Origin of the sequence: Streptococcus tangpeifui (assembly GCF_011038795.1) — a bacterium.
GTDB lineage: Bacteria > Bacillota > Bacilli > Lactobacillales > Streptococcaceae > Streptococcus > Streptococcus tangpeifui.
The window spans coordinates 60,900-82,870 of the sequence record NZ_JAAKDU010000007.1; the positions used below are offsets into that span (position 1 = coordinate 60,900).

At 41.6% G+C, this 21,971-nt stretch carries 34 protein-coding genes; 1 reads left to right on the top strand and 33 read right to left on the bottom strand.

Features of this window, described 5'->3' with window-relative positions:
- Positions 1-607: 607 nt before the first annotated feature.
- Positions 608-970, bottom strand: coding sequence for a hypothetical protein (locus G7Y32_RS07070; protein ID WP_165212421.1), 363 nt, complete (start codon positions 968-970; stop codon positions 608-610).
- Between the two features lie 234 nt (positions 971-1,204).
- A complete protein-coding gene (pbp1b, locus tag G7Y32_RS07075; RefSeq protein ID WP_241154216.1) occupies positions 1,205-3,616 on the bottom strand; it encodes a penicillin-binding protein PBP1B in 2,412 nt (803 codons plus the stop codon).
- Between the two features lie 102 nt (positions 3,617-3,718).
- Here pbp1b and tyrS point away from each other — a divergent pair, with 102 nt between their 5' ends.
- Positions 3,719-4,975, top strand: coding sequence for a tyrosine--tRNA ligase (gene tyrS / locus G7Y32_RS07080; RefSeq protein ID WP_165212423.1), 1,257 nt, complete (start codon positions 3,719-3,721; stop codon positions 4,973-4,975).
- A 76-nt stretch (positions 4,976-5,051) separates the two neighbouring features.
- Here tyrS and G7Y32_RS07085 read toward each other — a convergent pair whose 3' ends face one another.
- The 31 genes from G7Y32_RS07085 to rplC all read right to left on the bottom strand — a co-directional run bounded on the left by G7Y32_RS07085 (position 5,052) and on the right by rplC (position 21,914).
- Entirely contained in the window at positions 5,052-5,858 is an 807-nt protein-coding gene (locus G7Y32_RS07085) for a metal ABC transporter permease (protein ID WP_165212425.1), read from the bottom strand.
- On the bottom strand, positions 5,851-6,555 hold the full coding sequence (locus tag G7Y32_RS07090) for a metal ABC transporter ATP-binding protein (RefSeq protein WP_165212427.1): 705 nt from the start codon (positions 6,553-6,555) through the stop codon (positions 5,851-5,853). Before G7Y32_RS07090 ends, G7Y32_RS07085 begins: the two co-directional genes overlap by 8 nt.
- Positions 6,555-6,998 carry a zinc-dependent MarR family transcriptional regulator gene (locus tag G7Y32_RS07095; RefSeq protein WP_165212429.1) on the bottom strand — a complete coding sequence of 148 codons (444 nt, stop codon included), beginning with the start codon at positions 6,996-6,998 and terminating at the stop codon, positions 6,555-6,557. The genes G7Y32_RS07090 and G7Y32_RS07095 overlap by 1 nt, the downstream gene beginning before the upstream one ends.
- 481 nt (positions 6,999-7,479) lie before the next feature.
- Positions 7,480-7,866, bottom strand: coding sequence for a 50S ribosomal protein L17 (rplQ, locus tag G7Y32_RS07100; protein WP_165212431.1), 387 nt, complete (start codon positions 7,864-7,866; stop codon positions 7,480-7,482).
- A 14-nt stretch (positions 7,867-7,880) separates the two neighbouring features.
- Complete coding sequence (locus G7Y32_RS07105; protein WP_165212433.1) at positions 7,881-8,819, bottom strand: DNA-directed RNA polymerase subunit alpha; 939 nt, start codon at positions 8,817-8,819, stop codon at positions 7,881-7,883.
- A gap of 51 nt (positions 8,820-8,870) precedes the next feature.
- Entirely contained in the window at positions 8,871-9,254 is a 384-nt protein-coding gene (rpsK, locus tag G7Y32_RS07110) for a 30S ribosomal protein S11 (RefSeq protein WP_002959353.1), read from the bottom strand.
- Between the two features lie 25 nt (positions 9,255-9,279).
- Positions 9,280-9,645 carry a 30S ribosomal protein S13 gene (gene rpsM, locus G7Y32_RS07115; protein ID WP_004229861.1) on the bottom strand — a complete coding sequence of 122 codons (366 nt, stop codon included), beginning with the start codon at positions 9,643-9,645 and terminating at the stop codon, positions 9,280-9,282.
- A gap of 17 nt (positions 9,646-9,662) precedes the next feature.
- Positions 9,663-9,779, bottom strand: coding sequence for a 50S ribosomal protein L36 (rpmJ, locus tag G7Y32_RS07120; RefSeq protein ID WP_002959355.1), 117 nt, complete (start codon positions 9,777-9,779; stop codon positions 9,663-9,665).
- A 25-nt stretch (positions 9,780-9,804) separates the two neighbouring features.
- Positions 9,805-10,023, bottom strand: a complete 219-nt coding sequence (infA, locus tag G7Y32_RS07125) for a translation initiation factor IF-1 (protein WP_001040189.1) — start codon at positions 10,021-10,023, stop codon at positions 9,805-9,807.
- 115 nt (positions 10,024-10,138) lie between these two features.
- The gene (locus tag G7Y32_RS07130) at positions 10,139-10,777 is read right to left on the bottom strand and encodes an adenylate kinase (protein WP_165212435.1); all 639 of its coding nucleotides are present in this window, start codon (positions 10,775-10,777) and stop codon (positions 10,139-10,141) included.
- Between the two features lie 94 nt (positions 10,778-10,871).
- Positions 10,872-12,176, bottom strand: a complete 1,305-nt coding sequence (gene secY, locus G7Y32_RS07135) for a preprotein translocase subunit SecY (RefSeq protein WP_004228821.1) — start codon at positions 12,174-12,176, stop codon at positions 10,872-10,874.
- A gap of 15 nt (positions 12,177-12,191) precedes the next feature.
- A complete protein-coding gene (gene rplO, locus G7Y32_RS07140; RefSeq protein ID WP_165212437.1) occupies positions 12,192-12,632 on the bottom strand; it encodes a 50S ribosomal protein L15 in 441 nt (146 codons plus the stop codon).
- Between the two features lie 134 nt (positions 12,633-12,766).
- Positions 12,767-12,949, bottom strand: a complete 183-nt coding sequence (rpmD, locus tag G7Y32_RS07145) for a 50S ribosomal protein L30 (RefSeq protein WP_165212439.1) — start codon at positions 12,947-12,949, stop codon at positions 12,767-12,769.
- 14 nt (positions 12,950-12,963) lie between these two features.
- Entirely contained in the window at positions 12,964-13,458 is a 495-nt protein-coding gene (gene rpsE / locus G7Y32_RS07150; protein ID WP_165212441.1) for a 30S ribosomal protein S5, read from the bottom strand.
- Positions 13,459-13,475: 17 nt separating this feature from the next.
- The gene (gene rplR / locus G7Y32_RS07155) at positions 13,476-13,832 is read right to left on the bottom strand and encodes a 50S ribosomal protein L18 (RefSeq protein WP_003001342.1); all 357 of its coding nucleotides are present in this window, start codon (positions 13,830-13,832) and stop codon (positions 13,476-13,478) included.
- A gap of 100 nt (positions 13,833-13,932) precedes the next feature.
- Positions 13,933-14,469, bottom strand: a complete 537-nt coding sequence (rplF, locus tag G7Y32_RS07160; RefSeq protein WP_004226133.1) for a 50S ribosomal protein L6 — start codon at positions 14,467-14,469, stop codon at positions 13,933-13,935.
- 205 nt (positions 14,470-14,674) lie between these two features.
- Positions 14,675-15,073, bottom strand: coding sequence for a 30S ribosomal protein S8 (rpsH, locus tag G7Y32_RS07165; protein WP_004227018.1), 399 nt, complete (start codon positions 15,071-15,073; stop codon positions 14,675-14,677).
- A gap of 292 nt (positions 15,074-15,365) precedes the next feature.
- Positions 15,366-15,551, bottom strand: a complete 186-nt coding sequence (locus G7Y32_RS07170) for a type Z 30S ribosomal protein S14 (protein WP_002959375.1) — start codon at positions 15,549-15,551, stop codon at positions 15,366-15,368.
- A 17-nt stretch (positions 15,552-15,568) separates the two neighbouring features.
- Complete coding sequence (rplE, locus tag G7Y32_RS07175; RefSeq protein WP_004227682.1) at positions 15,569-16,111, bottom strand: 50S ribosomal protein L5; 543 nt, start codon at positions 16,109-16,111, stop codon at positions 15,569-15,571.
- Between the two features lie 26 nt (positions 16,112-16,137).
- Positions 16,138-16,443, bottom strand: a complete 306-nt coding sequence (rplX, locus tag G7Y32_RS07180) for a 50S ribosomal protein L24 (protein ID WP_003001275.1) — start codon at positions 16,441-16,443, stop codon at positions 16,138-16,140.
- 96 nt (positions 16,444-16,539) lie between these two features.
- Positions 16,540-16,908, bottom strand: a complete 369-nt coding sequence (gene rplN / locus G7Y32_RS07185; RefSeq protein ID WP_002959382.1) for a 50S ribosomal protein L14 — start codon at positions 16,906-16,908, stop codon at positions 16,540-16,542.
- Between the two features lie 24 nt (positions 16,909-16,932).
- Positions 16,933-17,193, bottom strand: coding sequence for a 30S ribosomal protein S17 (rpsQ, locus tag G7Y32_RS07190; RefSeq protein WP_004226848.1), 261 nt, complete (start codon positions 17,191-17,193; stop codon positions 16,933-16,935).
- 26 nt (positions 17,194-17,219) lie between these two features.
- Positions 17,220-17,426 carry a 50S ribosomal protein L29 gene (rpmC, locus tag G7Y32_RS07195; RefSeq protein WP_165212443.1) on the bottom strand — a complete coding sequence of 69 codons (207 nt, stop codon included), beginning with the start codon at positions 17,424-17,426 and terminating at the stop codon, positions 17,220-17,222.
- 9 nt (positions 17,427-17,435) lie between these two features.
- On the bottom strand, positions 17,436-17,849 hold the full coding sequence (gene rplP, locus G7Y32_RS07200; RefSeq protein WP_165212445.1) for a 50S ribosomal protein L16: 414 nt from the start codon (positions 17,847-17,849) through the stop codon (positions 17,436-17,438).
- A gap of 3 nt (positions 17,850-17,852) precedes the next feature.
- Positions 17,853-18,506 (bottom strand): 30S ribosomal protein S3, encoded by a 654-nt coding sequence (gene rpsC, locus G7Y32_RS07205; protein WP_004226514.1) that lies wholly within the window; start codon positions 18,504-18,506, stop codon positions 17,853-17,855.
- A 12-nt stretch (positions 18,507-18,518) separates the two neighbouring features.
- On the bottom strand, positions 18,519-18,863 hold the full coding sequence (gene rplV, locus G7Y32_RS07210) for a 50S ribosomal protein L22 (RefSeq protein ID WP_004228640.1): 345 nt from the start codon (positions 18,861-18,863) through the stop codon (positions 18,519-18,521).
- A gap of 15 nt (positions 18,864-18,878) precedes the next feature.
- Entirely contained in the window at positions 18,879-19,154 is a 276-nt protein-coding gene (gene rpsS / locus G7Y32_RS07215) for a 30S ribosomal protein S19 (protein ID WP_002959393.1), read from the bottom strand.
- Between the two features lie 339 nt (positions 19,155-19,493).
- Positions 19,494-20,327: a 50S ribosomal protein L2 gene (gene rplB / locus G7Y32_RS07220; protein ID WP_165212447.1), complete on the bottom strand. Its 834-nt coding sequence runs from the start codon at positions 20,325-20,327 to the stop codon at positions 19,494-19,496.
- Positions 20,328-20,344: 17 nt separating this feature from the next.
- The gene (locus tag G7Y32_RS07225; protein ID WP_019769788.1) at positions 20,345-20,641 is read right to left on the bottom strand and encodes a 50S ribosomal protein L23; all 297 of its coding nucleotides are present in this window, start codon (positions 20,639-20,641) and stop codon (positions 20,345-20,347) included.
- Complete coding sequence (gene rplD / locus G7Y32_RS07230) at positions 20,641-21,264, bottom strand: 50S ribosomal protein L4 (protein WP_165212449.1); 624 nt, start codon at positions 21,262-21,264, stop codon at positions 20,641-20,643. Before rplD ends, G7Y32_RS07225 begins: the two co-directional genes overlap by 1 nt.
- 23 nt (positions 21,265-21,287) lie before the next feature.
- Positions 21,288-21,914, bottom strand: a complete 627-nt coding sequence (gene rplC / locus G7Y32_RS07235; protein WP_165212451.1) for a 50S ribosomal protein L3 — start codon at positions 21,912-21,914, stop codon at positions 21,288-21,290.
- Positions 21,915-21,971 lie beyond the last annotated feature (57 nt).

Genomic DNA, 21,971 nt, shown 5'->3' on the forward strand with positions numbered 1-21,971 from the left:
TTAGTCGAGGTCAATTAACAGCTTATTCATCATCTGCGAGTTATTTTATGGATAATTTTTAGAATCTTTATATTTGCGTTACATTTATAAAAATCCCCAAAATTAGGCACAAAAAGAGCAGCTAAATCTGACTAGAAAAGTTTGATTTAACTGCTGTATCGCTTGATTGGACAATATTTCAATCAAGTTAGACGACAAATAGTTGGTATTATTATAACCAATTTAGCTAAAAATTGCAAATTTATTTTTACAGGTAAAGAGACTTAAAGCTAGAGATTTTAGTCTACTTTTTCACTCTATAGCCTAGTAACCCTGATGATACTAACTTCCTACTAAAAAACGGAACTTAGTCTGAGACGAAAATCACTAATTGTAGGTGTTTTTCTTATACTAAACACCTGTCCTAGAGCATTTAGAATTAGTTTGAAAGTTGCGATCTTGAATCGAGAGTAAAACATCAGTAAAGCATCAACATACAAAGCCCTCACTGGGAGTATACACCTAATGAGGGCTTCTGCTTGTTTTCATTGATTGTTTTGTGGGAAGACTAAGCCACCATGACTGGATATCCCCGTCTCTATTATGAAGCTTCGATCATCTCCATTCTTTACCACTTGAAAGCCCGCAAGTCCTGACGTATAGCCTCTATCTTATCAGCGTCTAGGCCATTTCGCCTTCGAGCGGCGTCATCCAGCTTCTGCAAATAAGCAATAAAGCTGTCCACCAGATGGTCATATTGATAGTTACTCAAATGCTTGAGCTGCTGACCGATGAACTGAGCAGCTTGGTCATATTCTTCAGCTTCAACCAAGTGGTCCAAGTAATCGTTACCGCTGACTTCTTGGCCTTCTTCGTTCTTCACTTTACCCAAGTCTAACTTGATATTTTCCAGCTTGAAAACCTTATCCACCCCAGTCGAAGTTCGCCTGATCTGCCTGAGCAGGTCATCATTATTAAAAACTGTCGGCATAGAAAGCCACCTCCTATCTCCAAGGATTAACTATCATTCCTGAATCGACAAAAATATTCTGTCTTTATTATAAATGTTCCACCAAGTCCCGACAAATCTTTTTATTTTAGGATAATGAAGGAACCTATTCTTAAGGGAAGGGCTTATAAGGGCCAAGACCTTGACTTAAGTCTTTTAAAACCAGCATTTGCACTTACTAGATGCGCACATCCGCCAATTTAATCTGCCCTGCCCCTACTGACCACTAGCTGACTTCCAAGCAGCTGTCTTATCACTATCGCTGCCTCCGATCATAAAGTCATAAGTGGAATCGCCAGGTCCATCTTTAGCCCAGTTGCTGGTGGTAGTATCGCCATTCAAATCGGCCGTTTTACCATCATGAGAAACCGAAGCAGGCTTGAGTCCAGTTGACTTAAGAACCGTCGCTTTAATAACACTGTCATCCAAAGCAAACTTTTGACCTGGACCAAAAACAGAAGCATCAGCTGAATTAATAGCATTGACCAAATTAGCCATGTACTGAGCGTTATTTTCATAGCCAGTATTTGAACTTAAGGGTGAGTTGTCATCATGGCCAGCCCAGCTCCCCAGAGTCACTGTTGGCGTTGCTAGCATGAGCCAGACATCGCTATAATTATCAGTTGTTCCGGTCTTGCCAATCCAATCCGCATCCGACATGAGGCCAGAGTTAAGACCATTAAGATCATCTTTAAACTTGGTCGTCTTACCAGAGGAAATCGGACCACGAAGCAAGTCCGTCATAATGCTGGCAGTCGCCTTGCTGTAAACAGTCACCGGATTTTCTTGATGCTCATAGATAACTTTGCCCTTGCTATCCCTTATCGACTGAATTAGGTAGCCTTGTTGGTAGACACCACCGTTAGCCAATGTCTGATAAGCATTGGTCTGCTGCAGTACCGTTGTCTCAATACCACCGCCTAAAGGCAAGCTTTCAATATCGTAGTTATCGATCTGATAGCCCATCTTGGTCATATACCCCTCAACATCGACTCCTTTTTGCCGCAGCATTTGATAAGTCCAATAAGCTGGAATATTCCAAGATACGTCCAGAGCTTCTTGAAGCGTAACCGCTCCTGTTCCTTCATCTGTCCCGTGCATAATTTTAGTTCCACCTGAAAAGCTAGCTGGGTAGTTGGATAAGATTGAAGCCGATCCCATCAAGCCCTGATCAATAGCAATGCCATAGGCTAGAATTGGCTTAATACTGGAACCAGGTGAGCGTTTAGTATCTAAGGCATGGTTATTTTGATTAGCCCCATAATTCCGACCTCCAACAAAGCCCAGAATAGCTCCAGTTTTATTATCCATCAGAACATTACCGACATCTACAGTCCCGCTATTTCCAGCATCTAAGCTGCTACCTGCACTTTGGACAGTCCCTTGCATAGCTTCATAAACCTTTTTATTGACAGTCGTTTTAATGTGATAACCACCAGTTTGCAAGGCTTCAGCAGCTAATTGCTTATAGTTAGCCGCCGTTTTATCATTCTTCAAATCTAAGGCAGAAACATTATCCCGTTGGATAAGATAATGATACATATCTTTCTGGGCTTCCTCCCAGACAGCATAGTAGAGATAATCGTGATTAACTGTGCTGGAATTCTCGCTTGCTTTAAAGTCTTTACTAATATCATAGGACTTATAGGCTCGATACTCTTTCTTAGTCAGATAGCCTGTTCGGTACATGTTATATAGAACGGTTTTCTGGCGAGAGAGACCATAAGCCAAATCTGCCTGAGTTTTCAGACTGCCATCTGCCGCATAAGGTGAATAAACAATAGGGCTCTGGGGCAAGCCAGCAATGTAGGCTGCCTGAGGAACTGTTAAATCTTTGGCTGACACGCCAAAGATACCTTGTGACGCCTCTTCGATTCCTGCAATATTCTCTCCTTTATTGTTGCGACCAAACGGCGAAACATTAAGATAAGAGGTCAGGATATCATCCTTGGTCATATAACGCTCTAAAGCTAGAGCATAAATGATTTCTCTAGCCTTCCGCTTAAAGGTAGGGTCATCACCAACCACCTGCTGCTTAATAACCTGCTGAGTCAAGGTTGACCCTCCACTAGTAGAACCAACACCTAAAACAGAAGAAACTAAAGCCCGAAAAACGGCCTTTGGAACAACACCGTGGTGGGACTTGAAATTTTCGTCCTCTGTTGCAATAATGGCATGTTTGACATTGTCAGAAATATCAGTACTTTTGACAGGACTGCGAAAAAGATCCGTATCTACTTCAGCCAAATCTTCATCATTAGCATAGGTGAATTTGGATACTAGACTGACTGAACTCACTTGCTCAAGAAGGTTGGTCTTTTCTGGAACCTTAACACTGTCAATTTGACTAGCCATATAACCGACTCCCAAACCAGCTCCCAGCATACAAATTAGGAGAACAATGATATAGAAAAAGTCTGATACCACCTTGAGACTACGCAAGAAAACAGCCCCCAGATCCTTACCAGAAAGCCTCTCCTCAGCTTCTGCTCGCTTGCTCTTAACGCCCTTGCTGAGACCACCTTCTTTTTGTCTAATCTGCTCTGGAAGTCGCTTCTGAAACGTGCTCTTAAAAGCAGTAACGGAACGGCCCAACTTTCTTCCATATTCCTTTATCTTATTAAACATAGCCTAACCTCGAGGCTATTATATCAAAATCAAAGTCAACTTGCATGGCCGTCTGCAATTCTGATATAATAGTCATACTATTATCTTTATTGGAGAGAAACTATGACAATTTTTGACGAACTTAAAGAACGTGGGTTGGTTTTCCAAACAACCGACGAAGAAGCGCTACGAAAAGCTTTTGAAGAGGAAACTATTTCCTTTTACACCGGCTATGATCCAACAGCTGACAGCCTACACTTGGGTCACTTGGTTGCTATCTTGGTTTCTCGCCGTCTGCAGCAGGCTGGTCATAAGCCCTATGCCTTAGTGGGCGGAGCAACCGGATTGATTGGCGATCCATCCTTCAAAGATGCCGAACGCAGCCTCCAAACCAAAGAAACCGTTGAGGGATGGGTCGGCAAGATTCAAGGCCAGCTCTCTCGCTTCCTCGACTTTGACAATGGTGACAATAAAGCCGTCATGGTCAACAACTACGACTGGTTCGGATCCATCAGCTTTATCGATTTTTTGCGTGATATTGGTAAATACTTCACCGTCAACTATATGATGAGTAAGGAGTCTGTTAAAAAACGGATTGAAACCGGAATTTCCTATACTGAGTTCGCCTACCAAATTATGCAAGGCTACGACTTCTACGAGCTCAATCAAAAATATAATGTCACCCTGCAAATAGGCGGTTCCGACCAATGGGGCAACATGACAGCCGGAACGGATCTCTTGCGTCGTAAGGCAGACAAGACTGCTCACGTTATAACAGTTCCATTGATTACAGATGCAACCGGTAAGAAATTCGGTAAATCAGAAGGCAATGCCGTCTGGTTGGATGCTGACAAGACTTCGCCATACGAAATGTATCAATTTTGGCTCAATGTCATGGATGATGATGCCGTTCGTTTCCTTAAGATTTTCACCTTCCTATCTCTAGATGAAATCGCCGAAATCGAAGAAAAATTCAACGCAGCTCGCCACGAACGCCTTGCCCAAAAGATTTTGGCCAAGGAAGTTGTTACCTTGGTTCACGGAGAGGAAGCTTACCAAGAAGCTTTAAAGATCACCGAACAGCTCTTCGCCGGAAACATCAAAAGCTTGTCTGCTGCAGAACTTAAGCAAGGGCTCAGCGGCGTTCCTACCTATGCTGTTCAGGCAGACGATGATTTCAATATTGTTGAGATGTTGGTCAAGAGTGGTATCTCTTCTTCTAAGCGACAAGCCCGTGAAGATGTTCAAAACGGGGCTATCTATCTCAATGGTGAGCGCCTTCAAGATTTGGATTACACGATCTCTGATAGCGATAAAATTGATAATGAACTGACCGTTATCCGCCGTGGTAAGAAAAAATATTTCGTTTTGACTTACTAAACTTGAAAATTATAATATAAAAGGTCGAGAGGTACTGACATCTCGACCTTTTTCTATTAAACATTAAAGTCAATCACTAATCTTTAATCAAGCGATCTAGAAGACTGACAATTAAAAACATCGCAATAAAAATAATCGTAATGGTAGCACTAGCTGGCGTCTCCCAATAATAGGAGAGAACAATCCCTAACAGCATACCAACAAAGCCAATACCAATGGCTGTTAGAATAACTCCTTTAAAGCTATCAGCCAGACGCATAGCAATTCCTGCAGGCAAGACCATAATGGTTGAAACCAAAAGGGCACCTGCCGCTGGAATCATAAGGGCAATGGCAATTCCAGTAACAATATTAAAAGCTACTGACATCAAACGGACAGGCAAACCATCAACAAAGGCCGTATCCTCATCGAAGGTCAGAATATACATAGGGCGGATAAAAAAGAGAGTCAAAAGCAAAACAATCACAGCAATGACAAAGAGAGCCAAAACCTGCTCCTGACTAATGGTAATAATCGAACCAAAAAGATATTGATCCAAGCTAATGTTAGAGCTGCTGGTCTTACTAACCACTATCAGAGAAATGGCCAAGCCAAGAGACATTAAAATAGCCGTCGAAATCTCAATATAATTGCGATAAACTCTCTGCAAGTATTCAAGAACAAGAGCGGCAATTATAACGATTAAAACCGTTGACCAGGTCGTGTTCCACCCCAAGAGAATTCCAAAGGCCACTCCAGCCAAAGAAACATGACTCAAAGTATCACTCATCAGACTCTGCCGGCGGAGAATGAGGAACAAACCTAAAATCGGCGAAAAAATACTGATAGCAATAACAGCCAAAAGAGCCCGCTGCATAAATTCATACTGTAAAATCTCAAGCAATTTCAGACCCCTCCTCACTACCATGAATATTGAAACAACGCCAAGGCAGGTCCTGATTTCTCACTAGATGAATATTTCGGTCCGCATAACCCTTAACCTCTTCTGGATCATGGGTAATCATCAGAACAGACTTCCCGTGCTTATGAGCGCTGTGATGCATCAATTCGTAAAAGGTCTGAGTAGTACCAGCATCCATCCCCGTAGTCGGCTCATCAAGGACAAAGATATCAGGATCAGAGGCAAACATCCGAGCAATAACCGCTCGCTGTTTTTGACCCCCACTCAAATCACCAATTTTTTTGTATCGATTTTCCCACATCCCCACTGATTCCAAACTAACTTTAACATGTTCTTCATCGTGCTTGGTCAGTCGTCGAAACCAGCCATTACGGGGGTAGCGCCCCGACTTAACAAATTCATAAACCGTTGAAGGAAAACCCGCATTAAAACTGGCAATTTGCTGAGGCAAATAGGCTAAACGCAACTTCTTACCATCTTGATTAAACTCAGAAATCTTGACTTGACCATGCTTTGACTTGAGAATTCCCAGAGTCGCCTTGATTAGGGTGGATTTAGCTGCACCATTTTCCCCAGTCAAGGTCACAAACTCGCCACTATCGAGGTAGTAATTAATCCCTTCGAGAACTGGGTCTGTATCATATTGAAAGGACAAATTTTCAACAGTAATATAGCGCATTAGTAATTAAACTCCTCCTCCAATTTGCTGATAAAGCTAGCAATAGTCTTTTGCTCATCATCTGAAAAGCCATCTAAAATTTTATCATAGACAGATAAGGTTGATTGGTGGTGCTGGTCATGTTCCTGAGCAGCTACCTTAGCAGCATCCGTCAAGGAATAATAGGTAATTCGTGCATCAGCATCATCCTTAAGCGTTTCTAAGAGATTCTGTTTAATCATGGCTTTAACCGCCTTAGTAATCGCGGCTTGACTAACCTGCAAACGTTTTGCTAGATCAGAATTTGTCAGGCGTTCATGGGATAAGAGCATCAGAATATGTTCCTGAGTATTAGTCAATTCTAAATCAGATTGACATCGCCCCAACAATAATTCATTTTGGTGTTCAGCTAGTAGCAAAATTTTATTAAAAAAGCTATCCAGCCGTTTCGCTAATTCAGACATAAGAAACTCCTTAACTAGTTAACAATTAACATCATAACATTTAAACAATCTCTGGTCAAGATTAGAAGCCTAAAACGGATTGCGAAAAATCCTAGTCTAACTGCCATCTACCGAAAGTCAATCAGAGATAACGATCTGCTGATTTCTCAATTTAAATCTTAGTCCCAATGCTTTAGAGGTACTCTGAGAGTTTAACTAAGTTAATTCGCGATGTTCACCCCACCAAGCGATGGAATCGCTAGAGGCATTTCCCAATTCAGCTTGGGGAGAAAGTTTTACCAAACAAAAAACGCCTGCTTACGAAATCACTCTAAGCCTTTGGAAGAATAATTTCGTAAACAAGCGTTACGCTTTTGTTTCCTACAAAAATATGATGAGTGTTCCCGCTGAAGGGAAGAGTCCTTCAGCGGTAGACCAGAGCTAGACTAAGATATCAGCAAATGGATATCCATCATCATAACACTCAACAAAATTGATGATCTTATACAAGTTCAATAATTGCCATTGGTGCAGCATCGCCACGGCGTGGTTCAGTTTTCAGAATTCGAGTGTATCCACCATTGCGTTCTGCATAACGTGGAGCAATTTCGCCAAAAAGTTTTTGAAGAGCAGTTGTTGAAGTGTATTCATCATTTGCTTCATCATAACTTTCAGATGCAATTTCGTTACGTACGAAAGCTGCTGCTTGACGACGGGCATGCAAATCACCACGTTTACCAAGAGTAATCATTTTTTCGACTGTTTTGCGAAGTTCTTTTGCACGAGCTTCAGTAGTCACAATTGATTCATTAATCAAAAGGTCTGTAGTCAAATCACGTAGCATCGCTTTACGTTGTGAGCTAGTGCGTCCTAGTTTACGGTAAGCCATTTTATCCTCCTATTTTATTTATCATTTTTTAGCCCAAGACCAAGTTCTGCCAATTTGACCTTAACTTCTTCAAGACTTTTACGTCCCAAGTTACGAACTTTCATCATTTCAGGCTCTGTTTTTTCCGTGAGGTCAAATACAGTATTAATTCCTGCACGTTTCAAACAGTTATATGAACGAACAGACAAGTCAATTTCTTCGATGGTACGGTCCAACACTTGATCATTTGAAACACTTTCAGTTTCCTTCATAACCTCAGTTGTCTTCGCAATCTCAGTCAAATCGGTAAAGAGATTCAAGTGTTCAATTAGGACACGTGCCGAAAGACCGAGAGCATCTTCAGGAATAATTGTCCCATTCGTCATAATTTCAATGGTTAACTTATCAAAACCGTCATTGCTACCAACGCGAGCCGGCTCAACTTGATAATTAACCTTTTTAACAGGTGTGTAGATTGAATCTACTGCCAAAGTTCCGACAGGTGCACTATCACTCTTGTTGCCTTCTGCTGGGACATAACCACGATTCTTAGCAACAGTCATTGTTGCTTTTAGGGAATGGCCTTCAGCAATAGTGAAAAGATAGTGGTCGGGATTTACAATTTCGATGTCACTATCAGTCAAGACATCTCCAGCAGTTACTTCTGCCGGTCCTTGAACATCCAGTTCGATTGTTTTTTCGTCTTCGACGTAAGATTTTACAGCAAGTCCTTTTACATTAAGGATAATTTGCATCACATCTTCACGCACTCCAGGGATGGTATCAAACTCGTGAAGTACTCCATCAATCTTGATTGACGTTACCGCTGCACCTGGAAGTGAAGACAGAAGTACACGACGAAGAGAGTTGCCTAGAGTTGTTCCGTAACCACGTTCAAGTGGTTCGATAACAAACTTGCCATAATCTTTATTTTCATCAATTTTTGTTATTGTTGGTTTTTCAAACTCAATCATTTAAATGCTCCCTCGAAACGATGTAGTGTACAGTTAGTAAATTAGTTACGATTATACACGACGACGTTTTGGAGGACGAGCACCGTTGTGTGGCACAGGAGTCACATCACGAATTGCAGTGACTTCAAGACCTGCAGCCGCAAGAGCACGAATAGCTGATTCACGACCAGAACCTGGACCTTTAACAGTAACTTCAACTGTCTTCAAGCCATGATCCTGAGCAGATTTTGCAGCAGCTTCAGCAGCCATTTGTGCAGCGAAAGGTGTCGATTTACGAGAACCTTTAAAGCCAAGTGCACCCGCAGATGACCACGCCAAAGCGTTACCATGCACATCTGTAATCATAACAATAGTGTTGTTAAATGTAGCGTGAATATGAGCAACACCAGATTCGATGTTCTTTTTCACACGACGTTTACGTGTTGGTTTAGCCAAGATTTTACCTCCTTATTTTGATTACTTATTTTTTCTTGCCAGCAATCGCAACGGCTTTACCTTTACGAGTACGAGCATTATTTTTTGTGTTTTGGCCACGGACAGGAAGTCCGCGACGATGACGAATTCCTCGATAAGAACCGATTTCCATCAAACGTTTGATGTTCATGTTTACTTCACGACGAAGATCACCTTCAACTTTGATGCTATCAACTTCACGACGGATAGCGTCTTCTTGGTCAGTCGTTAAATCTTTAACACGGATATCTTCTGAGACACCTGCTGCGGCCAAGATTTTTTGTGATGTTGTCAATCCGATTCCGTAAATATAAGTTAACGAAATCACTACGCGCTTATCGTTTGGAATATCAACTCCAGCAATACGAGCCATTTTTTCTCCTTTCTATATTATCCTTGACGTTGTTTGTGTTTTGGATTTGATGGACAAATAACCATAACACGACCGTTACGGCGAATAACTTTACAATATTCGCAGATTGGCTTAACCGATGGTCTTACCTTCATATCTTAATCCCTCCAATTCATTCGATTATTTAAAGCGGTATGTGATGCGTCCACGCGTTAAGTCGTATGGGCTCATTTCAACAGTGACACGGTCTCCGACCAAAATACGGATGTAGTTCTTGCGGATTTTTCCCGAAACTGTCGCCAAAATTTGGTGACCATTTTCAAGCTCAACTGTAAACATAGCATTTGGCATCGTTTCTACAACTTTGCCTTCAATTTCAATCACATCTTCTTTTGCCACGCAAAAGTACCCCCTAAATTTCGATTCGATTCCCTTGAGCACAAGGGTAACAATTATAAGTCAGACTATCTTATGATATCACAAGTAAATCACTTGCGCAAGTAAGATAGCCAAATTATTTCAAGCCTGAAATTGTTTGGCTGACGTCTTTGAAGACATTGTCAATTTCTTGATTTCCTTGAATATCATGAACAAGATCTTGTTGGCGATAGTAGGCGATAATTGGCTGACCTTGGGCAATATTCACTTCCAAACGGCGTTTAACTGCTTCAGGCTTATCATCCTCGCGCTGGTAGTAATCTTCTTCCTTGTAATCTGCAGGCGGGTTGAAAACCTTATGATAGGTTTCACCCGTTTTACGGTTAATGATTCGGCCGCTCAAACGTTCAACCAATTTGCTTGATTCAATTTCGATATTGATAACAGCATCTAACTTAAGATCCAATTCTTTCAAAATCGTATCCAAAACTTGTGCTTGTTCAAGTGTTCGTGGATAACCATCAAGCAAGAACCCCTTTTCCTTAACATCAGCTTGACCCAAGCGTTCCTTGACAATACCGTTAGTAACCTCATCCGGCACTAGGTCACCCTTATCCATATAGGACTTGGCCAAGAGACCGAGCTCTGTTTGGTTAGCAATAGCGGCCCGGAACATGTCACCTGTTGAGATATGAGCAATACCAAATTTTTCCACAATTTTCGCTGCCTGAGTACCCTTTCCAGCACCTGGCAAGCCCATAATTAAAAGATTCATAATTTGTCTCCTTATTTTGTTTTTAAATAAGCCTGCTAACTTAGCAAGCTTATTAAAAGACAAAATAGAAAGGCTGACTGAGTCAACCTCTATTCTATTCTGCATTCATAAATCCAACATATTTTTTCTTCAGAAGATAACCTTCCAATTGTTTCATTCCTTCAATACCAGTTGAAATCAAGATGAGCAAACTTGTACCCCCTAGAGCAACGGTTGAAGATAAGTTAAACATTTGTTGGGCGATAATTGGAATCAAAGCAATAAAAGCCAAGAAGAGAGAGCCGATAGTAGCTAACTTCTTCAGAAGCGATGATAGATACTGCTCCGTTTCCCGTCCCGGACGAACACTTGGAATATAAGCTGCATTCTTTTGCAAATTCTCAGCCGTCTTCTCTGGATTAACCTGTACAAAGGTATAGAAGAAGGAGAAGAGAGCAATCAGAACAGCGTAGATAGCCATCCCTGTAGGAGATTGGTAAGAAAAGAGCTCTTGCAAATTGTCCAACCAAGGAAGGTTGATATTGGTACTTTGAAGGAAGGTTATAATCGAACTTGGTGCTGCCGTGATCGAACTTGCGAAGATAACAGGGATAACACCAGCAGGATTAACCTTAAGCGGGAGATAGGAGCTTGTTGGAGCCCCCTGTACCAGCTTGGTATATTGAATTGGAATTTGATATTCAGCTTGTTGAACAAACGTTGTAAAAAAGACAATAATCAGAACTGCAAAAATCAGAAGTCCGACATAAATGAAGGAATTTGTCATTTGCCCTGATTCAATATTTACAAAATATTCGTTATAGATAGATTTAATAGCACTAGGAATTTGCGCGATGATACCAGCAAAGATAATCATCGACACCCCATTACCAAAACCTTTATCGGTGATTTGATCTCCCAGCCAGGTGACAATTACGGTACCTGTAGTTAAAATTAAACCTACCATAGCAAAAGTCCTAGGATTTGGATTAGCCAAAAGCTTTGAACTAGCAAGAATATTAAAGCCTGCCGTAATCGAAACAGATTGGATGAAAGCCAAAACCAAGGAAATATAACGCGTTGCTTGATTGAGCTTACGCCGACCAACTTCTCCCTGCTTACTCCATTCAACAAAGCGCGGATAAATATCCATCTGCAAAAGCTGAACAACGATGGAAGCTGTAATGTACGGGCTAACCCCCAACGCAAAGATTGAGAAGGACCCCATAGCACTACCGCTAATTAGGTTGAGCATATTCAGGAAAGGTAAATCCTTCATATTCTCAAGACTTGTCGCATTGACCCCTGGAACCGTAATGTAAGCACCAATCCGGAAAACCAAGATCATGAAAATTGTAAAGAAAATTTTTCTTCTTACATTTTTCAGCCTCAATGCTTCAAATAATAATTTAAAGAACATAATGAGTACTCCTCATTAGATGACTTCGATTGAACCACCTTTAGCGGTAATAGCTGCTTCGGCAGATTTTGAGAATTTAGCTGCTTTAACAGTTAATTTCTTAGTCAGTTCACCATTACCTAGAACCTTAACGCCTGATTTTTCAGCACGAACAATTCCAGCTTCTTTCAAAACAACTGGTGTTACTTCTGTACCATCTTCAAAGACGTTCAATTGATCAAGGTTCACCAAAGCATATTCCTTTGCATTGATGTTCGTAAAACCACGTTTTGGCATACGGCGGAACAAAGGTGTTTGTCCACCTTCAAATCCCAAACGAACTTTACCACCACTACGTGCTTTTTGACCTTTTTGACCACGTCCTGCAGTCTTACCATTTCCTGATGAAGTCCCACGACCGACGCGGTTGCGAACCTTGCGGGAACCTTGAGCTGGTTTCAATTCATGAAGTTTCATGTCTAATTTTCTCCTTTTTTTGTAAAATGCTAGCGCCCTTGAGGAGGGAAAAGGACTCTCCCCAAAAACTCGCCTATACATTATCTCTTAATTTAGTATAAGTCGCAAAGAAAAACCTTGCGACTTACTATCTTCTATTTTACATCTTCAACAGTTACCAAATGAGAAACTGTTTTGATCATACCACGAACAGCAGAGTTATCTTCTTGTACAACTGAGCTGTTCAATTTGCCAAGTCCAAGAGCAACAACTGTCTTGCGTTGTTCTGGCTTACGACCGATTGGAGACTTAGACAAAGTAATCTTAATTTTAGCCATGTTTATCCCCTTTCTTATCCTAAGTCAGAAACTGAAATACCACGAAGAGCAGCGACTTCATCGGCACGTTTCAATTGCTTCAAACCTTCAACAGTTGCACGAACAATGTTGATTGGAGTGTTCGAACCAAGCGACTTAGAAGTCACATCCGAAACACCAGCCAATTCTACAACGGCGCGGACGGCACCGCCAGCGGCAACACCAGCCCCTTCAACAGCTGGTTTCAACAACACACGAGCTCCAGCGAAGTTTGAGTAAACTTCGTGAGGAATTGTTGTACCAACCATAGGAACATCGATCAAGTTCTTCTTAGCATTGTCTACTGCTTTGCGAATAGCTTCTGGAACTTCTTTAGATTTACCAGTACCAAAGCCAACACGCCCATTGCGGTCACCAACAACTACAAGAGCGGCAAACCGCAAGTTACGTCCACCTTTTACAGTTTTAGAAACCCGGTTGATGGCAACGACGCGTTCTTCAAATTCATTTGCATTGTCTTTAAATGCCATGTTTAGTGTCCTCCCTATTAGAATTTCAATCCGTTTTCACGAGCTGAGTCAGCCAAAGCTTTCACACGTCCGTGATAGAGATATCCACCGCGGTCAAACACCACTTCAGAAATACCTTTAGCTACTGCGCGTTCAGCAACAAGTTTACCGACAACAACGGCCTGTTCTGTCTTAGTTCCCTTAGAAACTTCCTTATCAAGAGTTGAAGCACTTGCGAGCGTTACACCCGCTACGTCATCAATCACTTGAGCGTAGATGCCTGTATTAGAACGAAAGACGTTCAAACGTGGGCGATCAGCAGTTCCAGAGAGTTTTCCGCGAACGCGACGATGGCGCTTTTGGCGGATTTTGTTTTTATCTGGTTTCGAAATCACAATTTTCACCTCTTAAATTTCTATGATGAGTTAGTTTTAGCCAACTCTCGTCAATTTAGAGAATGACAGATAACAGAGAATCTGCACCTGACACCATCTATTATTTACCTGTTTTACCTTCTTTACGACGAACATATTCACCAACGTAACGAATACCTTTGCCTTTATAAGGTTCTGGTGAACGAAGCCCACGGATATAGGCCGCTGTTTGGCCAACAACTTCTTTGTTGATTCCCTTAACAACGATTTGAGTTGGACTAGGCAATTCAAATGTTACATCCTTAGGAGCTTCAACTTCATCTTGGTGTGATTTACCAACAGAAAGCACAAGCTTAGAACCTTGAAGCTGGGCACGATAACCGACCCCACGCATTTCAAGCTCTTTTTGGAACCCTTCTGAAACACCGACAACCATATTGTTAAGGTTAGCACGAGTTGTTCCGTGAATGGTCTTCATTTCCTTAGAATCATTAGGGCGATGAAGTGTTACTTCATTACCTTCAACTTTAATTTCAATATTATGGTCAAACTCACGAACGAGTTCACCTTTAGGTCCTTTTACAGTTACAACGTGGTCCTTATTAGTGATTTCAACACCAGCAGGCAACACAATAACTTTATTACCAATACGTGACATAGTTTTTTGTTTTCTCCTGTTAAATTATCAGGCCGCCTTGTCAGGCGACTAGTTTTCACGGGGTACTCATGATACAAAGGGCGTCAAAACCAAAGTGAAAATAGAAAACTTGACGCAGAAACTCAGGTTTCTAGGAAAGTTTATCTTTTTCACACAGGTTTTAGCCCGTGTTCAAATGAGCAAGTTGTTGGCACCTCTTACGAGATTACCAAACGTAGGCAATTACTTCTCCACCAACATTCTTTTGGCGAGCTTCTTTATCGGTCAAAAGACCTTCAGAAGTAGAAATGATTGCAATTCCAAGGCCATTCAGAACCTTTGGAAGTTCTTCACGTTTCGCGTAAACACGAAGACCCGGTTTTGAAATACGTTTCAAGTTTGTGATAACACGTTGACCATCTTGTCCATATTTCAAGAAGACACGCACAATTCCTTGCTTGTCATCTTCAATAACTTCAACATTTTTCACAAAACCTTCACGTTTAAGAATTTCAGCAATTCCTTTTTTAATGTTTGATGCAGGAACTTCAAGTACTTCGTGACGAGCTTGGTTAGCGTTACGAATACGTGTTAAAAAGTCTGCAATTGGGTCAGTCATAACCATTTTAAATTTTCTCCTTACTAGTAGTTTGAAAACTCACTTGCTAGTTAAATATGATACAAAGGGCGATAAAAGCCATCATAAAATAGGAAACTTGGTGTAGAAGCTTCGTTTTCTAAAAAAGTCTACCTTTTTCCACAAAGCTTCACCTAGATTCATATCGGCCGACTTTGCATCATGTTATTTGAATTCGTGCTAAGCTCTTTGTGAAAAAGATAGATTTTCCTAGGCGCAAGTCGCCTGTGTCAAATCTCCAATTTTCACGGTGAGCTTTTAACGCACTCGTATCATGTTTTTACCAAGACGCTTTAGTAACGCCTGGAATTTGGCCTTTGTAAGCCAATTCACGGAAGCAAACACGGCAAAGTTTAAACTTGCGGTAAACTGAATGTGGGCGACCACAACGTTCGCAACGAGTATAAGCTTGCGTAGAGAACTTCGCTTTGCGGTGGTTCTTAGCAATCATAGATTTTTTAGCCATTACATTTACCTCCTATTTTATTTTGCAAAAGGCATACCAAGGCCTGTGAGCAATTCGCGTGACTCTTCATCGGTATTAGCTGTTGTAACAATAACAACATCCAAACCACGGACCTTATCAACATCATCAAAGTTGATTTCTGGGAAAATCAATTGTTCTTTAATACCAAGAGTGTAATTTCCGCGTCCATCAAAAGATTTTGTTGGGACACCATGGAAGTCACGGACACGTGGGAGTGAAACAGTTACCAATTTATCCAAAAATTCGTACATGCGTTCACCACGAAGAGTAACCTTAGCACCGATTGCTACCCCTTCACGAAGGCGGAAACCGGCGATTGATTTTTTAGCTTTGGTAATCAATGGTTTTTGACCTGAGATAAGAGCCAATTCAGCAGCAGCTTTTTCTAGGTTTTTTGCATTGTTTACAGCATCACCAACACCCATGTTAAGAACAATTTTCTCAACTTTTGGAACGGCCATGACTGATGAGTAGTTAAATTTTTCCGTCAAAGCAGGAACTACTTCATTAGTGTATTTTTCTTTAAGACGATTAGCCATTATATACTTTCTCCTTTCCTTCGTGATTAATCAAGCACTTCGCCTGATTTTTTGTTGTAACGAACTTTCTTGCCGTCAACAAACTTGTATCCAACACGCCCAGCAACGCCGTTTTTATCTAAAACTTGAACGTTTGAAGCGTGAATTGGTGCTTCAACTTCAACGATAGCCCCTTGAGGGTTTTCGTTGTTTGGCTTTTGGTGTTTCTTGACAATAGCAACACCTTCAACTACAACCTTATTTACTTTTGGAAGCGCCTTGAGAACTACAGCTTCTGTGCCTTTGTCCTTACCAGCAATAACGCGAACCTTGTCGCCTTTTTTTACAAACATTGAGTATTTCTCCTATTATTTCTTACGCCCTCTACACTAGGGCACCCTAGATAACTAGCTAGGGGACTAAGTTTGTTTTTCTATTGAGGCAGGAAATTAAAGAACTTCCGGTGCCAAAGATACGATACGCATATAGCCGTTTTCACGCAATTCGCGTGCAACCGGACCGAAAATACGTGTTCCGCGAGGAGTTTTATCATCACGGATCAAAACTGCTGCATTTTCATCGAATTTGATATAAGAACCATCAGCACGACGAGCACCAGATTTTGTACGAACGATAACAGCTTTAACAACGTCACCTTTTTTTACAGCCGCACCTGGTGTAGCTTGTTTTACAGAGGCAACAATAACGTCACCGATGTTAGCGAATTTACGTCCTGAACCACCAAGAACTTTGATAGTCAAGATTTCACGAGCACCGCTATTATCAGCAACTTTCAAGCGACTTTCTTGTTGAATCATGTCAAATGTCTCCTTTTAGTTTGATTAGATAATAACAGCTTCTTCCACCACTTCTACAAGACGGAAATGCTTTGTAGCTGATAGTGGGCGAGTTTCCATGATGCGGACGATATCGCCTTCCTTAGCAGTATTGTTTTCATCATGTGCTTTGTATTTTTTAGAATAGTTGATACGTTTACCATAGACTGGGTGGTTACGTTTTGTTTCAACTACAACAGTGATTGTTTTGTCCATCTTGTCTGAGACGACACGTCCAACAAGGGTTCTGCGTTGATTACGTTCCATTATTAGAATACTCCTTTCCCAATCTATTATTTGTTTTCTGCTTGCACCGTTTTCACACGTGCAATTTGTTTTTTGACTTCGTTCAAACGAGCAGTTTGATCAAGTTGACCTGCAGCTGCTTGGAAACGAAGATCAAAAAGTTCTTTTTTTAGTTCGCTTTCTTTATGAGCAAGTTCTTCTTGAGACAAGCCACGAAGCTCAGCAACAAACTCTTTGATTTCTTTAAGTTTCATGTCTTCTCCTTATTCTGCTTCGCGTTTTACGAATTTAGTCTTAACCGGCAATTTGTGGCTAGCCAAACGAAGAGCTTCACGCGCCACTTCTTCTGAAACATCAGCAATTTCAAACATGACTTTGCCACGTTTAACTGGTGCAACCCAACCTTCAGGTGCCCCTTTACCAGATCCCATACGTACCCCGATAGCTTTTGCGGTGTATGATTTATGAGGGAAAATTTTAATCCAAACTTTACCACCACGTTTCATGTAACGCGTCATTGCGATACGAGCAGCTTCGATTTGGCGGTTAGTAATCCAGTGGCTAGTTGTTGCTTGCAAGCCATATTGACCGAAAGCTACTGTCTTGCCACCCTTAGCTTCACCACGCATCTTTCCACGGAATTCACGACGGTGTTTAACACGTTTAGGTACTAACATTTGTTATTTGCCTCCTTTAGTGTTTTTACGAGCTGGAAGCACTTCACCACGATAAATCCAAACTTTAACACCAAGTTTTCCGTAAGTAGTGTCTGCTTCTTCCCAAGCATAGTCGATATCTGCACGCAGCGTATGAAGTGGAACGGTACCTTCTGAGTATCCTTCTGCACGGGCGATATCTGCACCGTTCAAACGGCCAGATACTTGCGTTTTAATCCCTTTTGCTCCAGCACGCATTGTGCGTTGAATCGCTTGTTTTTGTGCACGACGGAAAGCAACACGTTGCTCCAATTGGCGAGCAATGTTTTCACCAACCAGATGTGCGTCCAAATCTGGTGTTTTAATTTCAACAATATTGATGTGCACTTGCTTTCCAGTCAATTTGTTCAATTTAGCGCGAAGAGCATCAACATTAGCGCCACCTTTACCGATAACCATACCTGGCTTTGCAGTATGAAGTGAAACGATAACTTTATTCACTGCACGTTCAATTTCAATTGTTGAAACTGAAGCATCAGCCAATTCTTTCTTGATGAATTTGCGGATTGCCAAATCTTCATGAAGGTAATCTGCGTATTCTTTTTCAGCATACCATTTCGCATCCCAATCACGGATGATTCCGACGCGCATACCATTTGGATGTACTTTTTGACCCACGATTTTACCTCCTTATTTTTCTGCAACAACTACGGTTACGTGAGTTGTGCGTTTGTTGATTGGCGACGCTGAACCCTTGGCACGTGGACGGAACCGTTTCATGGTTGGTCCTTCGTTGGCAAAGGTTTCAGATACGACCAAGTTTGCTTTTTCCAAACCAAAGTTGTTTTCCGCATTTGCGATAGCTGAATTCAAAACTTTTTCAACTACACTTGCAGCTTTATTTGGAGTGAATTTCAAGATTGCGATTGCATCAGCAACGTCCTTACCACGGATAAGGTCTAGAACAAGACGTGTTTTACGAGGTGAAACACGCACTGTACGAGCCATTGCTTTAGCTGAAGTAATTTCTGCCATTGTGTCCTCCTCCTATTAACGAGTTCTCTTATCGTCTGTTGCGTGACCTTTGTAAGTACGTGTCGGTGCAAATTCACCAAGCTTGTGACCTACCATGTCTTCTTGGATATAAACTGGTACGTGTTTACGTCCATCATAAACAGCAATTGTATAACCGATAAAACTTGGGAAAATCGTTGAACGACGTGACCAAGTTTTGATAACTTTTTTCTTTTCTTCGTTGGCTTGAGCCTCAACTTTTTTCATCAAGTGCTCATCAACGAAAGGTCCTTTTTTAAGACTGCGTCCCATTTAGTATTTTCTCCTTTAAATAAGTACCACAGCGGCTTGGGCGCGCAGGGCATAAGCCCAATATTCAACTAATTCGTCGTCCTGCCCTCGCAAGTTGATTAGAAATTTCTTATAGCCATCTACAAGAAACTGCAATCAACTGCTATGCGAAATCGGCAGCAACAACCAAACGTTCCAAATTGAGTTTTCCCTGATAAACCCTACCGAGCTGGCGGAATGTTCATAACTGACCGGCGCAGTGGTTGACGGTCAAACAGCGGCGTTTTTTAACTTACTATTTTCCACGTCAACTGCGCGATGGTCTCGCTAAGAAGTTTTAACAAACTTCTGCTCGGCCGCCTATTTTTCGTTACGACGACGAACAATAAGTTTGTTTGATTTAGCTTTTTTGCTACGTGTCTTAAGACCAAGCGCAGGTTTACCCCAAGGAGTAGACGGCGCTTTACGTCCGACAGGTGCTTTACCTTCACCACCACCGTGAGGGTGATCATTAGGGTTCATGACTGAACCGCGGACAGTTGGACGAACACCTTTCCAACGATTACGTCCAGCCTTACCAAGGTTAATCAATGATTGTTGTTCGTTGCCAACAACCCCGACAGTTGCACGGCAAGTTCCAAGAATCATACGAACTTCACCAGATTGAAGACGAACAAGAACGTATTTACCTTCTTGACCAAGCACTTGAGCTGATGCACCAGCCGCACGAACAAGTTCTCCGCCCTTACCAGGTTTCAACTCAATGTTATGAATGATGGTACCAACCGGAATATTCGCCAATGGCAAAGCATTACCAACCTTGATGTCAGCATCTGGTCCAGATACGATACGTTGACCAACTTCAAGACCCTTAGGGGCAATGATGTAGGCTTTCACACCGTCAGTGTAGTGAACAAGGGCGATGTTAGCTGTACGATTTGGATCGTATTCAATGGTTTTAACAACTGCTTCAACACCATCTTTGTTACGTTTAAAGTCGATGATACGATAGTGACGTTTATGTCCTCCACCATGGTGGCGAACTGTAATACGGCCATTATTATTACGACCAGCAGTCTTGCTCAAAGAAATAAGCAATGATTTCTCAGGAGTGTTTGTAGTGATTTCTGCAAAATCCAAAGAAGTCATATTACGACGGCCATTTGTTGTTGGTTTAAAAACTTTAATACCCACCTTATTTCCTCCTTAGATTATTCAGCTTCAGCTGCGAACAACTCAATTGCTTTTGAGTCAGCTGTAAGAGTAACGATAGCTTTTTTAGTTTTACTTGTAAATCCTGTGTAACGGCCAACACGCTTTTGTTTTGGCTTAACATTTACAGTATTGACACTGGCAACTTTTACGCCATCAAAAGCAGCTTCAACAGCTTGCTTGATGAGCAATTTGTGAGCACGTGTATCAACTTCAAATGTATATTTTCCGTTTTCCAAGTCAAGCATTGACTTTTCAGTGATAACAGGTTTTTTGATTACGTCGTACAAGTTCATTATGCAAGAACCTCCTCGATTGTAGAGATCGCTTCTTTAGTAATAAGAAGTTTGTCTGCATTTATGATATCAAGAACACTTGCAGTTGTTGCCGTAGCAACAGTTACGTTAGGGAGGTTGCGAGCTGACAGTTCAGCCACATTATTTCCTTCTTCCAAAACAACAAGCACTTTTGAATCAATGCTAAGTGCGCTAAGAACCTTTGCAAATTCAGCAGTTTTTGGTGCTGCAAATGAAAGAGCGTCCACAGCAACCAGCTTTTCTTCAGCAACTTTAGCTGAGAGAACTGATTTCAAAGCAAGGCGACGAACTTTTTGTGGGAATTTGTAAGCATATGAACGTGGAGTAGGACCGAAGACGACACCACCACCACGCCATTGTGGTGCACGAATAGAACCTTGACGCGCACGTCCAGTTCCTTTTTGGCGCCATGGCTTACGACCACCACCAGATACTGCCGAACGGTTTTTAACCGCATGAGTACCTTGGCGAAGACTCGCACGTTGGCTGATTACGACGTCGAACACTACTGATTCGTTTGGCTCGATACCGAAGACAGCGTCGTTCAATTCAACTGTGCTAACTTCTTTACCAGTTTGGTCAAATAGTTTTACGTTTGCCATTATAACTGTTTTCTCCTTTCTTATTATTTAGCAGCCTTTACTGCTGTCTTGATAGTGATAAGAGATTTCTTAGCACCTGGGACGTTACCTTTAATCAAGATAACGTTTTTCTCTGGGATAACTTGTGCAACTTCAAGGTTTTGAATGGTTACACGGTTACCACCCATACGTCCAGCCAAGTGTTTGTTCTTGAAAACACGGTTAGGAGCAACAGGACCCATTGAACCAGGACGGCGATGATAACGAGAACCGTGTGCCATAGGACCACGTGATTGCCCGTGACGCTTGATAGCACCTTGGAAACCTTTACCTTTAGTTGTACCAGTTACATCAACAACATCTCCAGCTTCGAATTGTTCAACTGTTAATTCTGAACCAACTTCCAAGCCTTCAATGTTTTTGAATTCACGAATGAAGCGCTTAGGAGCTGTGTTAGCTTTCGCTACATGGCCTTTGGCAGGTTTGTTGCTCAACACTTCACGTTTGTCATCAAAACCAACTTGAACTGCTTCATAACCATCTGTTTCAACAGTTTTCACTTGAAGCACAACATTTGGTGTTGCTTCGATGACAGTAACAGGGATAAATTCACCAGATTCAGTGAAGATTTGAGTCATTCCCACTTTTTTCCCTAAGATTCCTTTTGTCATGAGAAAATATTTCCTTTACTTTAATTTTTTAAAAAGTTTTTTATGAGCGTTTTTCGT

What these genes read in the sequence shown, in the direction of transcription:
- rpmD (WP_165212439.1), bottom strand. Translation starts at nt 12,949, where the DNA reads ATGGCTAAAATTAAGATTACTTTGTCTAAGTCTCCAATCGGTCGTAAG.
- rplV (WP_004228640.1), bottom strand. Translation starts at nt 18,863, where the DNA reads ATGGCAGAAATTACTTCAGCTAAAGCAATGGCTCGTACAGTGCGTGTT.
- G7Y32_RS07105 (WP_165212433.1), bottom strand. Translation starts at nt 8,819, where the DNA reads ATGATTGAGTTTGAAAAACCAACAATAACAAAAATTGATGAAAATAAA.
- tyrS (WP_165212423.1), top strand. Translation starts at nt 3,719, where the DNA reads ATGACAATTTTTGACGAACTTAAAGAACGTGGGTTGGTTTTCCAAACA.
- rplF (WP_004226133.1), bottom strand. Translation starts at nt 14,469, where the DNA reads ATGTCACGTATTGGTAATAAAGTTATTGTGTTGCCTGCTGGTGTTGAA.
- rpsM (WP_004229861.1), bottom strand. Translation starts at nt 9,645, where the DNA reads ATGGCTCGTATTGCTGGAGTTGATATTCCAAACGATAAGCGCGTAGTG.
- rpmC (WP_165212443.1), bottom strand. Translation starts at nt 17,426, where the DNA reads ATGAAACTTAAAGAAATCAAAGAGTTTGTTGCTGAGCTTCGTGGCTTG.
- G7Y32_RS07225 (WP_019769788.1), bottom strand. Translation starts at nt 20,641, where the DNA reads ATGAACTTGTACGACGTAATCAAAAAACCTGTTATCACTGAAAAGTCA.
- G7Y32_RS07130 (WP_165212435.1), bottom strand. Translation starts at nt 10,777, where the DNA reads ATGAATCTTTTAATTATGGGCTTGCCAGGTGCTGGAAAGGGTACTCAG.
- G7Y32_RS07095 (WP_165212429.1), bottom strand. Translation starts at nt 6,998, where the DNA reads ATGTCTGAATTAGCGAAACGGCTGGATAGCTTTTTTAATAAAATTTTG.
- rplP (WP_165212445.1), bottom strand. Translation starts at nt 17,849, where the DNA reads ATGTTAGTACCTAAACGTGTTAAACACCGTCGTGAATTCCGTGGAAAG.
- G7Y32_RS07070 (WP_165212421.1), bottom strand. Translation starts at nt 970, where the DNA reads ATGCCGACAGTTTTTAATAATGATGACCTGCTCAGGCAGATCAGGCGA.
- rplQ (WP_165212431.1), bottom strand. Translation starts at nt 7,866, where the DNA reads ATGGCTTACCGTAAACTAGGACGCACTAGCTCACAACGTAAAGCGATG.
- G7Y32_RS07170 (WP_002959375.1), bottom strand. Translation starts at nt 15,551, where the DNA reads ATGGCTAAAAAATCTATGATTGCTAAGAACCACCGCAAAGCGAAGTTC.
- rpmJ (WP_002959355.1), bottom strand. Translation starts at nt 9,779, where the DNA reads ATGAAGGTAAGACCATCGGTTAAGCCAATCTGCGAATATTGTAAAGTT.
- rplO (WP_165212437.1), bottom strand. Translation starts at nt 12,632, where the DNA reads ATGAAACTTCATGAATTGAAACCAGCTCAAGGTTCCCGCAAGGTTCGC.
- rplE (WP_004227682.1), bottom strand. Translation starts at nt 16,111, where the DNA reads ATGGCTAATCGTCTTAAAGAAAAATACACTAATGAAGTAGTTCCTGCT.
- pbp1b (WP_241154216.1), bottom strand. Translation starts at nt 3,616, where the DNA reads ATGTTTAATAAGATAAAGGAATATGGAAGAAAGTTGGGCCGTTCCGTT.
- rplD (WP_165212449.1), bottom strand. Translation starts at nt 21,264, where the DNA reads ATGGCAAACGTAAAACTATTTGACCAAACTGGTAAAGAAGTTAGCACA.
- rplX (WP_003001275.1), bottom strand. Translation starts at nt 16,443, where the DNA reads ATGTTTGTAAAAAAAGGCGACAAGGTTCGCGTTATTGCTGGTAAGGAC.
- rpsS (WP_002959393.1), bottom strand. Translation starts at nt 19,154, where the DNA reads ATGGGACGCAGTCTTAAAAAAGGACCTTTCGTTGATGAGCACTTGATG.
- rplC (WP_165212451.1), bottom strand. Translation starts at nt 21,914, where the DNA reads ATGACAAAAGGAATCTTAGGGAAAAAAGTGGGAATGACTCAAATCTTC.
- rplN (WP_002959382.1), bottom strand. Translation starts at nt 16,908, where the DNA reads ATGATTCAACAAGAAAGTCGCTTGAAAGTTGCTGATAATAGCGGTGCT.
- rpsE (WP_165212441.1), bottom strand. Translation starts at nt 13,458, where the DNA reads ATGGCATTTAAAGACAATGCAAATGAATTTGAAGAACGCGTCGTTGCC.
- rpsH (WP_004227018.1), bottom strand. Translation starts at nt 15,073, where the DNA reads ATGGTTATGACTGACCCAATTGCAGACTTTTTAACACGTATTCGTAAC.
- rpsQ (WP_004226848.1), bottom strand. Translation starts at nt 17,193, where the DNA reads ATGGAACGTAATCAACGCAGAACCCTTGTTGGACGTGTCGTCTCAGAC.
- secY (WP_004228821.1), bottom strand. Translation starts at nt 12,176, where the DNA reads ATGTTCTTTAAATTATTATTTGAAGCATTGAGGCTGAAAAATGTAAGA.
- G7Y32_RS07090 (WP_165212427.1), bottom strand. Translation starts at nt 6,555, where the DNA reads ATGCGCTATATTACTGTTGAAAATTTGTCCTTTCAATATGATACAGAC.